At 69.6% G+C, this 11,707-nt stretch carries 11 protein-coding genes; 6 read left to right on the top strand and 5 right to left on the bottom strand.

The window, feature by feature from the left end:
- Positions 1-131: 131 nt before the first annotated feature.
- The 3 genes from pyk to MKK82_RS18980 form a co-directional block, all read right to left on the bottom strand.
- Complete coding sequence (gene pyk / locus MKK82_RS18990) at positions 132-1,568, bottom strand: pyruvate kinase (RefSeq protein WP_238286450.1); 1,437 nt, start codon at positions 1,566-1,568, stop codon at positions 132-134.
- Positions 1,569-1,680: 112 nt separating this feature from the next.
- On the bottom strand, positions 1,681-2,091 hold the full coding sequence (locus tag MKK82_RS18985; protein WP_238286449.1) for a DUF1036 domain-containing protein: 411 nt from the start codon (positions 2,089-2,091) through the stop codon (positions 1,681-1,683).
- 37 nt (positions 2,092-2,128) lie between these two features.
- A complete protein-coding gene (locus MKK82_RS18980) occupies positions 2,129-3,448 on the bottom strand; it encodes a glycerate kinase (RefSeq protein WP_243986458.1) in 1,320 nt (439 codons plus the stop codon).
- Positions 3,449-3,626: 178 nt separating this feature from the next.
- Between MKK82_RS18980 and MKK82_RS18975 the strand changes: the two genes are divergently transcribed.
- From MKK82_RS18975 to MKK82_RS18965, 3 genes are all read left to right on the top strand, one after another.
- Positions 3,627-4,403 (top strand): N-formylglutamate amidohydrolase, encoded by a 777-nt coding sequence (locus MKK82_RS18975; RefSeq protein WP_238286447.1) that lies wholly within the window; start codon positions 3,627-3,629, stop codon positions 4,401-4,403.
- Between the two features lie 62 nt (positions 4,404-4,465).
- Entirely contained in the window at positions 4,466-4,774 is a 309-nt protein-coding gene (locus MKK82_RS18970) for a DUF1244 domain-containing protein (RefSeq protein WP_238286446.1), read from the top strand.
- 114 nt (positions 4,775-4,888) lie between these two features.
- The gene (locus tag MKK82_RS18965; RefSeq protein ID WP_191991933.1) at positions 4,889-5,167 is read left to right on the top strand and encodes a DUF2312 domain-containing protein; all 279 of its coding nucleotides are present in this window, start codon (positions 4,889-4,891) and stop codon (positions 5,165-5,167) included.
- A gap of 63 nt (positions 5,168-5,230) precedes the next feature.
- On the opposite strand, the gene MKK82_RS18960 is transcribed toward MKK82_RS18965, so the two are convergent.
- On the bottom strand, positions 5,231-6,910 hold the full coding sequence (locus tag MKK82_RS18960; protein WP_243986456.1) for an alkaline phosphatase family protein: 1,680 nt from the start codon (positions 6,908-6,910) through the stop codon (positions 5,231-5,233).
- Positions 6,911-7,184: 274 nt separating this feature from the next.
- Complete coding sequence (locus MKK82_RS18955; protein WP_238286443.1) at positions 7,185-8,222, bottom strand: aspartate-semialdehyde dehydrogenase; 1,038 nt, start codon at positions 8,220-8,222, stop codon at positions 7,185-7,187.
- Between the two features lie 320 nt (positions 8,223-8,542).
- Here MKK82_RS18955 and MKK82_RS18950 point away from each other — a divergent pair, with 320 nt between their 5' ends.
- The 3 genes from MKK82_RS18950 (at position 8,543) to MKK82_RS18940 (ending at position 11,706) form a co-directional block, all read left to right on the top strand.
- Positions 8,543-9,370, top strand: a complete 828-nt coding sequence (locus MKK82_RS18950; protein ID WP_238286441.1) for a hypothetical protein — start codon at positions 8,543-8,545, stop codon at positions 9,368-9,370.
- Positions 9,371-9,507: 137 nt separating this feature from the next.
- The gene (locus MKK82_RS18945; protein WP_238286439.1) at positions 9,508-9,930 is read left to right on the top strand and encodes a hypothetical protein; all 423 of its coding nucleotides are present in this window, start codon (positions 9,508-9,510) and stop codon (positions 9,928-9,930) included.
- Positions 9,931-10,086: 156 nt separating this feature from the next.
- Positions 10,087-11,706: a gamma-glutamyltransferase family protein gene (locus tag MKK82_RS18940; RefSeq protein WP_238286438.1), complete on the top strand. Its 1,620-nt coding sequence runs from the start codon at positions 10,087-10,089 to the stop codon at positions 11,704-11,706.
- Position 11,707: the final 1 nt, after the last annotated feature.

Below are 11,707 nucleotides of genomic sequence, written 5' to 3'. Positions count from 1 at the left end.
CGTCGCCTCATGCCGCGGCGCCCGTGCCGCACGGCCTCGAAGCCGACCTGCTGAGATCGCCGCGATGGCGGCAGCCCGTGTCGGGAGCCTGCCAGACCCCTGTGTGACGAGACGGGTCCGCGCGCCGGTTGCTACGCCTTCTCGGCGTGCTCCCGGGTGATGAAGGTGAGCCGGACGAGGTTGGTCGCCCCCGGCGTGCCGAAGGGCAGGCCGGCCACGACGATCACCCTGTCACCCACGGCGGCGAACTTCTCGCGCACGGCGAACTTGGCGGCGCGGAACGACATGTCGTCCACGTCGCTCGCGTCCTTCGTGACGATCGGATGCGTACCCCAGGCCAGGGCGAGGCGGCGTGCGGTCTCGCGACGGGGCGTCAGGGCGATCACGGTGGCGTTCGGGCGCTCGCGCGACAGGCGCAGGGCCGTGGAGCCGGAATTGGTCCAGGCCATGATCGCGTCGAGGTTCAGCGCGTCGACCATCTGGTGCGCGGCAGCCGCGATGGCGTCGGCCGCGGTCTCGTCCGGCGTCGCGCTCTGCGCCCGGATGATCGACCAGTAGATCTGATCGCGCTCCACCTGCTCGGCGATGCGGTTCATGGTCTCCACCGCGCCGATCGGGTGCGCCCCCGAGGCACTCTCGGCCGACAGCATCACGGCGTCGGCACCCTCGTAGACCGCGGTGGCGACATCGGAGACCTCGGCGCGGGTCGGCACCGGCGCGGTGATCATCGATTCGAGCATCTGGGTCGCCACCACGACCGGCTTGCCGTATCGCCGGGCGCTCCGGGTAATCCGCTTCTGCACGCCCGGAACCTGCTCCAGGGGCATCTCCACGCCGAGATCGCCCCGGGCGACCATCAAACCGTCCGAGATCTCGATGATCTCGTCCAGGCGCGTCAGCGCCTGGGGCTTCTCGATCTTGGCCATGACCAGGGCGCGGCCGGCGCAGACCTTCTTCACCTCGGCCACGTCCTCCGGGCGCTGCACGAACGACACGGCGATCCAGTCGGCGCCGGCGTTCAGGCCGGCATCGAGGTCCGCCCGGTCCTTGTCGGTCATCGCGGGCACCGGAATGACGGTGTGGGGCAGCGACACGCCCTTGCGGTTCGAGATCCGCCCACCGACCTCGACGCGGGTCACGGCCCGGTTCTCCGAGGTCTCGACCACCGAGAGCCGCAGCTTGCCGTCGTCGAGGAGGATCGCGTGGCCCGGCTCCAGAGCCTGCAGGATCTCCGGATGCGGCAGGTGGCAGCGGGCGGCGTCGCCCGGGGTCGGGTCACCGTCGAGGACGAAGGTCGCCCCGGCCTCGATCATCGCGGATCCGTCCGCGAAGGTGCCGAGCCGGAGCTTGGGTCCCTGCAGATCGACCAGGATGCCGATCGGGTGCTTGGCCTCGCGCTCGATGGTGCGGATCACCTCGACCTTTTCGGGCAGCTTCTCCCGCGGGAGATGGCTCATGTTGAGCCGGAATACGTCCACGCCCGCGCGGAACAGCCGCTCGATCATCTCCGGCGAGTCGGAGGCCGGCCCGAGGGTGGCGACGATCTTCGTGCGGCGCGAGCGTTTCAAGCGTAATCCTCCGGCTGTTTTCGCGGCGCGCTCCAAAGCATCGCCGCGTGCTTATGATGGATGCGTGTGTGAGCACCCCGATGAGGACAGCGTCAAGGGCGCCGTCCTCACGTTACGGCTTCGCGGGTGCTTCGGCCCGATTCGGGTCGGTGAGCTGTATCGTCCAGCTCTTCTGCTCGCCGGTATCTACCTCGAAGAAGCCGTTGCGGTCGTAGCCGCGGGCGAGGCAATCCTCGATCCCGCGGATCGTGAACTCCGAATCGCGGGTGCACATCAGCGAGCGCCCGCTCCACTCTCCGCCCCGCGTGTAGTCGACTGCGAAGACGTAATAGAATCGCCCCGCCAGAGCGCCCCTGAGCAGGGTTTCGCAGGCCTTCGGCGCCAGATCCCACCAGCCTTCAGTGACCCAGCCCTGCGGGTCGCGGTAGCCCAGCGCGATTCCGACCTTGCTACCGGTCTGATTGCAGAGGCGCAGGTCCGCCCGTGCGGGGCTCGCGCTCAGAAGCGCGAGGCCGAGCGCCATGATAGCGGGGAGGACCTGAGCCGCCGGGATTCGCAACCTAGTCGACGAGGATAATGCGGCAATCGTTGACATTGGTGCAGGTCGGGCCGGGGTTCACGAGGTCGCCGATGGCCGCGAAGAACGCGGTCGAGTCGTTCTGCTCCAGCATCGCGGCGGGGTCGAGGCCGGCGGCACGGGCGCGGTCGAGCGTCGTCGGGTCGATCAGGCCGCCCGCCGGGTCGGTGGCGAGGCCGCGACCGCCGTCGGTGCCATCCGTGTCGGCGCTGATGGCGTAGATGCCCGGTGCACCCTCCAGCGCGACCGCCAGGGCCATCGCGTATTCCTGGTTCGGACCGCCGGTGCCCTCGCCCCGGATCGTGACCGTCAATTCGCCGCCCGAGATCAGCGCCACGCGCCGCCCGGCCGCCTTGTGGCGCCTGGCCTCGGCCGCGTGCTCGGCCGCGACCTCGCGCGCCTCGCCCTCCAGGTCGGCGCCGAGCATCACCGGCTCGTAGCCCGCGGCCTTCGCCGCCTCGGCGGCGGCGTTCAGCGCGTCGATCGGGCGGGCGATGATGCGGTACTCGGCGCGGGCGAAGGCCGGGTCGCCCGCCTTCGGCGTCTCATTGTTGGGGTCGTTGAGGAGGCGCACCGCCTCCTCGGGCAGCGGGATGCCGCGCCGCTCGCAGATGGCGCGGGCGTCGGCCAGCGTGGACGGATCGGGCACCGTAGGCCCCGACGCGATCACCGCCGGATCGTCGAACGGCACGTCCGAGATCGCCAGCGTCAGGATCCGCCGGGCGTTGCGGGCGGCCAGCGCGAGGCGGCCCCCCTTGATCCGCGAGATGTGCTTGCGCACCGTGTTGATCTCGCCGATCGGCGCGCCCGAGCGCAGCATCGCGCGGGTGATCGCCTGCTTCTCGATCAGGGTCAGCTCGCCGGCCGGGGCGATCCAGTTGGCCGAGCCGCCGCCCGAGAGCAGCACCAGGACCTCGTCGTCCGGACCGGCCTCGGTGGCGAGGCGCAGAGCCTCCTTGGTGGCGGCGATGCCGGCTTCGTCGGGGACCGGGTGGCCCGCCTCGACCATATGGATCCCGGGCGCGTCCTGCCCGTAGCCGTGCCGCGCGACCGCGAGGCCGACGATCCGATCGTCGCCGAGGCCGTGCTGTCGGCGGTAGAACCGGCTGGCGACCGCGCTCATGCTGCCCGCGGCCTTGCCGGCCGCCAGGATGATCAGCCGGCCGGGGCTCGGCTCCGGCAGGTGCGGCGGTAGGGCGAGGTCCGGATGGGCGGCGCGGATCGCGGCCGTGAGGATCTCGTTGAGGAGCGCGCGCTGCGCCTGCATGGCCGGATCGGCGACGGGCGGGACGGTCTCGGACATGGCGTCGAACGGGCTCCTCTCTCGATCATGTCGTGCGATCCCCGCCCGTTTCTTCCCTGGGCGGCGGGCCCGTTTCTTGCCGTGAGCGCACGATCCTTGATAGGTGATCTGCCCGAGCGGCCGCCCTACGGCAAGCACCATCGGCGCCCTCGCACAGATCTGAAGACCTCGGAGCCCCGTGACCCGCCCGGAGACAGAATCGGCCGCCCCCCCGGTGCACCCCTGCGAGATCATCCCGGGCGATCCGGCCTGCGGCCTCGTCATCGCCTGCGACCACGCCTCGAACCATGTCCCGCCGGACATCGATCTCGGCGTGCCGGCCTCCGAATTCGGACGGCACATCGCCTACGACATCGGCGCGGCGGCCGTGACGCGACGGCTCGCGGCCCAGCTGAATGCGCCCGCGATCCTCACGAACTTCTCCCGCCTGATCATCGATCCCAATCGCGGCCGGGCCGACCCGACGCTGGTGATGCGCCTCTCCGACGGTGCCATCGTGCCGGGCAATGCCCGGATCGACGAGGCCGGCAAACGGGCGCGCATCGCCCGCTTCTACGCGCCGTTCGACGCGGCCATCGACGCCGCGGTCGACGCCGCCATCGCGGCCGCCGAGACGACCGGCCGGCCGCCGGTGGTCCTGACCATGCACAGCTTCACGCCCTACTGGCGGGGGATCGCGCGGCCCTGGCAGGTCGGGATCCTGTACGACCGGGACGAGCGCTTCGCCCGCCCGCTCATCCAGGCGCTGGAGGACGATCCCGCCGGGCTCACCGTCGGCGACAATGAGCCTTACGGCGGCGGCCTGCCGGGCGATACGATTGACCGGCACGCGACGGCCCGTGGCCTCGCCAACGCCCTGGTCGAGATCCGCCAGGATCTCATCGCCGGCGAGGCCGGACAGGCCGAGTGGGCCGAGCGCTTCGCCCGTGTCCTGCGTCCGCTCCTGACGGCTTGATCTCCGCCCGGCCGGTCACAAAATCCGAACGTCCCGCCCGACACCAACGAGAGCTGCGACCGATGCGCGAGATCGACGCCAAGACCCAGACCGAACTCGAAGCCGCCGTGTTCCGCCGCCTCGTCGCGCATTTGCGTACCCGGACAGACGTGCAGAATATCGACCTGATGAACCTCGCAGGCTTCTGCCGGAACTGTTTGTCCAACTGGCTCAAGGATGCCGCCGACGAGAAGGGTCTGCCGCTCACCAAGGATGAGAGCCGCGAGGCGGTCTACGGGATGCCCTATGCCGAGTGGAAATCCCGCCATCAGACTGAGGCGAGCCCCGAGCAGCAGACGGGTTTCGCGGCCTCGCAGGCCGAAGGACACTGACGGTCCCCGTTCCTCCGGAAATCGGCTAAGCTTCCGGTAAGGCCGGCCCGTTAACCACGGGTCCAGGGCGCAACCGCGCCGCGCAGTCCGGAGAGCCTCATGAACGCCCATTCGATGCCCACCGCAGCCCAGCGGCCCGGCGGCGACGTGTCGTCGGCCGAGGGCGTGGCCGCCGACGAGTTGAAGCAGTTCATCGAGCGGCTGGAGCGGCTCGAGGAGGAGAAGGCCGGCATCATGGGCGACATCAAGGAGGTGTTCGCCGAGCTGAAGGGCCGCGGCTTCGACGCCAAGGCGGTGCGCACCATCCTGCGGATCCGCAAGCAGGATCACAGCGAGCGCCAGGAGCAGGAGGCGATCCTCGAACTCTACCTGCAGGCCCTCGGCATGGCGTAGGCGCCGGATCGCCCGGCGGGGATCATCCCGTCGGGACAGTCGACGGGTTCGCGCCGCAGCCGCTCAGCGTGGCTCGGCGGAGGCCGACTGGGCGGTATCGGTCAGGCCGAGGGTTCGGCCCGGATACCCCGCGGCGTCGAAGTAGCGGGTCCCCTCGACCGTCTGGTACTCCAGCACCGTGACCTGTCCGACCACGTCGGGCGCCGAGCGCAGGACCTGCGCCTCGAACTTCGGCGCGCTGACATTCGCCAGAGCCTCCGTGAGGACAGGCCCGACCAGCGTCCCCTTGGCGGGGATCGTGAGATCGAGGATTCGGGCGATCGTCCGTCCCAGATCGGCATTGCTGGCCGGGAGCGGGCTCGCGAGACCCTCGCGGAATCTCGGGCCGACGGCGCCCATCACGTTGCGGGTATCCGCGCGCGAGAAACGGCCGTGCATCCCCTGACCTTGTTGCAGCACGGAGTCGGCGATCTCGACCCCGCAGGTGGTCGGGTTCGCGCATCCCGTCGAGAAGCTCCGGAAGTTCACCACGATGGCGGGTATCGGCGTCAGAGCCCTTCCGTCGAGGGCGATGCTGGAGAGCGGCAGCGTCGCCGGAACCTTGCCGAGGGCGGCGCTCACGAAGAGGCCGCTAACGTAATCCTGCCGCGACAGGGCCTGCACCACCCTGTGCGCCAGAGCCCTGTCACCGCTCGGAAGGTAGACGAGATCCGAGCCGCTATTTGCCGCCACCACCACATCGGGCTTCGCCGGATCCGCACCGATCAGGCCGTTGGCCCGGCTCGGGAAGCTGTCGGCGCCGAGCCGAGCGCCCCTAGCGTCGGGATCGAAGAGGCTCAGGCCCAAATCGTGCGCGAGGTCGATAGCCAGGAAGCCCGGCGGGAGCTGGCGCGGTGGAACGCCTCTGTAGCCCCGGGTCGCGGAAACGCTCGTGGCGCTCTCCTTCGAGATGGTGGAGAAGCCGTGGTCCGACGTCACCACCACATCGGTGGTGTCGGCGAGCCCCTGCTCGCGGAGCGCCTTGAGGAGCGCCGCCAGGTTCGCGTCGGCATTGCGGATGGCGGCGAGGCTCGTCGGACCGTTGATGCCGGGAACCAGCGGGCCCAGACTATCGCCCTGGTTGTGCTGCGTCCCGTCCGGATCCCGCGACCAGAACACGAGAACGAACGGTTTCCCGCGCGCCTTGAACAGCGGCAGCACCGCCCGCGTCGCCGCGGCGGCGAAGAAGTTCTGCTGCTCGACATTGGCAACCATCGTCCCGGGCGTCACCGCGGTCTCGGCCTGTCCATTGGCACCCCGAGGCGGGGTGCCTGGAGCGGAAGGCCGGCTTCGCCGAGGCGCGCCCGAGGCTCGTCGCTCAAGGGAACGCCGCCGGGACGTCCCGTACTGTCGTCGATCAGGACTGTCCTGTCCGGCCCGCGCCGTATGGTCGAAGACCAGGGACGGCCCGAGCTTGCCGATGCTGGCCGTCGACAGCCCCTTGGCTTGGGCCGCCCGGAGGATCGTCTCCTCGTTGAGGTAGTTGCCGGCGCCATGCGCATCGACGTCGCCCAGGACCGGGTCGCTCTCGAGAAACAGGGTCGGGCTCTCACCGGCGCCCGGCACCGGAGAGCCGGTGTAGATCGTGTTGCCGAACTGCCCCGTATCACCCAGCCGATGTCCCGTCGCCATCGCGGCGGCGTTCGGCATCGTGAAGGTCGGGAACAGCGCGTGCGTGTTGGTGAACCGCACGCCGGCCTTCATGAGCCGGTCCATAGCGGGGGGCGTTCACCGCGCTCACCATCCCGTCGCGCAGGCCGTCGGCCACGAACAGGACGACGTTCCGCGGCGCGGCCAGTGCCACCCCCGAACCGGCGATGACCACCCCGATCAGACCGGAAACCATGAGGCGACGCATCCCGGATCCCCGCGCGATCCGCGGATCGGGGGTGGCCCCTCAAGATGACAGAGGCATGACGACGGCGGGGCGATCGACGATCACGATCGCCCCGCCGCGGATTGTCGTCCCGGGAACGCCTCAGGCCGCGCGCTTGGACCGGTTGAGGAGCTTGCGGTTCACCAACACCTCGGCGATCTGAACCGTGTTGAGGGCCGCGCCCTTGCGGAGGTTGTCCGAGACGCACCAGAAGTTCAGGCCGTTCTCGACCGTCGCGTCCTCACGGATGCGCGAGATGTAGGTCGCGTCCTCGCCGGCGGCCTCGTGGGGCGTGATGTACCCGCCGTTCTCGCGCTTATCGATCACGAGCACGCCGGGGGCGGCGCGCAGGATCTCGCTGGCCTTCTCGGCCGAGAGCGGGCGCTCGAACTCGATGTTCACCGATTCCGCATGCCCGATGAAGACCGGAACGCGGACGGCGGTCGCCGTCAGCTTGATCTTCGGATCGAGCATCTTCTTGGTCTCGGCGACCATCTTCCACTCTTCCTTCGTGTAGCCATCCTCCATGAACACGTCGATGTGAGGGATCACGTTGAAGGCGATGCGCTTGGTGAACTTGCCGCCCTGCTTGATCTCGCCGGCGGTGAACACCGCCCGGGTCTGGTTGAACAGCTCGTCCATCGCCTCCTTGCCGGCGCCGGAAACCGACTGGTAGGTCGAGACCACGACGCGCTTGATCGTGGCCGCTTCGTGCAGCGGCTTCAGGGCGACGACCAGCTGGGCGGTCGAGCAGTTCGGGTTCGCGATGATGTTACGCTTGGTGAAGCCCACGATCGCGTCGGCATTCACCTCGGGCACGATCAGCGGCACGTCCGCGTCGTAGCGGAAGGCCGACGAGTTATCGATCACGACGCAGCCCTGCTGGCCGATGCGCGGCGACCACTCCTTCGAGGTCTCTCCGCCGGCCGACATCAGGCAGATGTCGGTGTCGGAGAAGTCGTAGGTGTCCAGCGTTTTGACCTTGAGCGTCTTGTCGCCGTAGGACACTTCCTGCCCCTGGCTGCGGCGCGAGGCCAGAGCCACGACCTCGTCGGCGGGGAAAGCCCGCTCGGCCAGGATATCGAGCATCTCGCGGCCCACGTTGCCCGTGGCGCCGACGACGGCGATCTTGTAACCCATCTCACGTCTCCGCGCGGAAAACCCTGATCGATCCGGGTGCCACGCTCCTGCTGGAAGGCCGGCCGAAGGATCGTTCGTGCCGGGCGAGCGCCCGCTGAACGGGCGCGGCCGCAGAGCCCGGCCTCTACGGAGGTGGGATCGACGGCCTCTGCGAGCAAGGCGCGCAAGGTACCGCGCTGTCAAGGCCGCCGGATCCGCAACAAACGATTCACCCTGGGCGCGGGAAACTGTTGACGGTTGGCCGGCCACGAAACGGAACGCAATCCTTGCCGGCCAGGGTGGCGGACGCACCATGAGGTTCGTCGTCCGCACGGAGCACCATGCCGGCCGGAGCAGCACACGCCGTCGATCTGATCGAACCCGCCGCGGGGACCGGCAACGCCGCGCTCTCGCCGGTGTCCCTCGGCTTGCGCATCCTGCTGGCCTCGGCCGTGATCGCCCTCCTCTGCGTCTGCGCCGGGCGGCCCGGTCATGTCGCCGGTGAATTACCGGCCGAGCCGCGGATCGCGACGCCGTTCGTGCCCTCGACGCGGGCCGTACCGGCGCCGCCGCCGGTTGCAGCAGCGCATTTCGACTTGGCGGAGCCCGGTATCGATCCCGTACGGGTCTCGGCCCGGATCGATCCGCGGACGGGGCAGCGCGAGGATGCGCTGACCCGTGGCGACGTTGCGGCGATCGAGGCGGTCGCGGTGCGGGTGACGCTGACCCGCGGCGCGTCCCGGCATCCTGCGCCGACGCTGTTCGTGCTGATGGCTCGGCGGGCTGCCGGCGGTCCAGCCGTCGACAGGCCGGCACTCTCGGTGCTGCGGACCGGCGCCCGCGGTCAGATCCTGACGAAGTTCGGCGCCGTCGAGACCCTGGACGTGACCTTCAGCGGCTTCGCGCCGCGAACCTGCACGGGCTTCGTCACGCGCGACACCGACTTCCAGCTCGACGGCTGGTTCTGCGCGCCGCTGGGGTACCCGCCGGAACCTCAGGCCCTGGTCTGCCTGATCGACGCCTTGCGCCTGGTCGACTTGGCCGATCCCGAGACCACCGCGGCCTTCGTAAGGGCATCCCCGGCGGAACGTGGCTGTCTCGCCGCGACGGGTGCCGAGGCGGCCGGTCGAACCGGTTCGCTCGCGCCAAGCGCCCGAAACAAAAAATAAGGCTGGAGTGTGGCAAAACGCACGAGCTCGGCCGTTTCGCTGGAACAACAGCTTCGCTCAAGCGTCATCTCATCAAAGGCGGCGAACTGTTAAGCTTCGGTCGCCATACCGTTCGGCACTCTCATACAAGGTTGGCCATGCGCTCGCTCAAGATCGCCCTTCTCGGCGTCGTCGCCGCAGCCGGCTTCGGCGCTGCCGCCCCCGCGCCGGCCCAGGCCCAGGACGGGTTCGTTGCGGGCCCGGTCTACCGCGTGAGCCGGCCCCTTCCGATCCGCGTCCGCCCCCGGAGCTGGCTCGACGCCGGCAACGTGCCGCTGACCTCCAACGTTCCGGGTGCCGGCGGCTCGCGCAACCCGGCCCTGAACCCCTACCTGATCGCCGCGTCGAACCAGCTGACGCCGCCCTACGGCCCGACTGATCGCTTCGGCCGCGGGATCCTGCCCGATCCGATCACCAACGGCCCGTTCATCGGTGCGCGCTCCAGCGCGGTCCGCAACGTCGACTTGTCCTTCGTCGATCGCCTGGATCCCACATCGCCGCTCTACGGCCGTCCTTACTGACGGCACCCAGTCGAGCTGGACGGTTCTTACAGAGCGCGGACCCTCGGGTCCGCGCTTTTCGTTTGGGCGTCGGATGTTCGACACTTCTCCCAACGCCGTTATCCTATATGCCAGTCAGCCTGTGAGCCTTGTGCCGCCGCCGATGGGATCTGCGCCATGAAGCCGTTCGACTGGGTGACCGGGTACCCGTCGCTGCGCATGCCGATGTTCGGGCGCAACTGCGTGGCGACCTCGCACGCGCTGGCGGCACAGGCCGGGCTCCAGATGCTCCAGGCGGGTGGCAATGCCGTCGATGCGGCGATCGCCACGGCTGCCGCCAAGACCGTGACGGAACCCTGCAGCAATGGCCTCGGCTCGGACGCCTTCTGCATTCTGTGGGACGGCCGAGCGCTGCACGGACTGAACGCGTCGGGCGGTGCGCCAGCGGCCTGGACGCCCGACTACTTCGCGCGGAAATACGGGCCGGCGGAACGGCCGCCGATGCGCGGATGGGACTCGGTCACGGTGCCGGGCGCGGTCGGTGCGTGGGCGGCGCTCAGCGAACGCTTCGGGCGGCTGCCCTTCGCCGATCTGATGCAGCCCGCGATCCGCATCGCGGAGCGCGGGTACCTCGCGCCGGTGGTGGTGCAGCAGAAATGGGCGGCGGCCGCCGGCCTGGAGGCGATCACGCGCCAGCCGGGTTTCGCCGAGTTCTTCCTGCCGCGGGGGCGCGCGCCGGACGTGGGCGAGCTGGTGACCTTCCGGGGTGCCGAGAAGACCCTCCGACTGATCGCTGAGACCAAGGGCGAGGCCTTCTACCGCGGCGCCATCGCCGAGGCCATCGCGGCCCATGCTCAGGCCCACGGTGGCGCGATGACGACGGACGATCTCGCCGCTTTCCGACCCGAATGGGTCACGCCGACCGCCAAGGATTACCGCGGCTACACCCTCCACGAGATCCCGCCGAACGGACAGGGCATCGCCGCGCAGATCGCCCTCGGGATCTTGGAGCAGTTCGACCTCGGGGCGATGGCCGTCGACGGCCCCGAAGCCCAGCATCACCAGATCGAGGCGATGAAGCTCGCCTTCAGCGACACCTACCGGTACGTCGCCGACCCGAGCAGCATGGACGTCACGCCGGAGGCGATGCTCGATCCCGCTTACCTCGCGGAGCGCGCCAAGCTGATCGATCCGCGACGTGCCCAGGTGTTCGGTCCCGGCAAGCCGCCCGCGGGCGGCACGATCTACCTCACCGCAGCCGATGAATCCGGCATGATGGTAAGCTTCATCCAGTCGAACTTCATGGGATTCGGCTCCGGGGTCGTCGTGCCGGGCTGGGGGATCTCCCTCCAGAACCGCGGCTACGGATTCGTTCTCGACCCGCAGAGCCCCAACGTGGTCGCTCCGGGCAAGCGGCCGTTCCACACCATCATCCCGGGTTTCCTCACCAAGGACGGTGCCCCGGTGATGAGCTTCGGCGTGATGGGCGGCAACATGCAGCCGCAGGGCCATGTCCAGACCCTCGTCCGGATGCTCGACCACGCCCAGAATCCGCAGGCTGCCTGCGACGCGCCGCGCTGGCGGGTGAGCGAGGGCCTCGACATCAACGTCGAGGCGGCGATGCCGGGCGAAACCCTCGAGCGGCTGAAGGCGCTGGGCCATCGGGTCGAGGTGATCCAGGACAGCTACCAGGATTTCGGGGCCGGCCAGTTCATCTGGCGGATGGGCGATCCGGGCGTCGAGGGCTACGTGGCGGCCAGCGACCCCCGTCGCGACGGACAGGCGGTGGTGTGGTGAG

It is taken from the genome of Methylobacterium sp. E-046, from assembly GCF_022829625.1.
Taxonomy (GTDB): Bacteria; Pseudomonadota; Alphaproteobacteria; order Rhizobiales; family Beijerinckiaceae; genus Methylobacterium; species Methylobacterium longum.
Note: the sequence above shows the minus strand (reverse complement) of the source record. Positions and strands in the feature narration are given on the sequence as shown.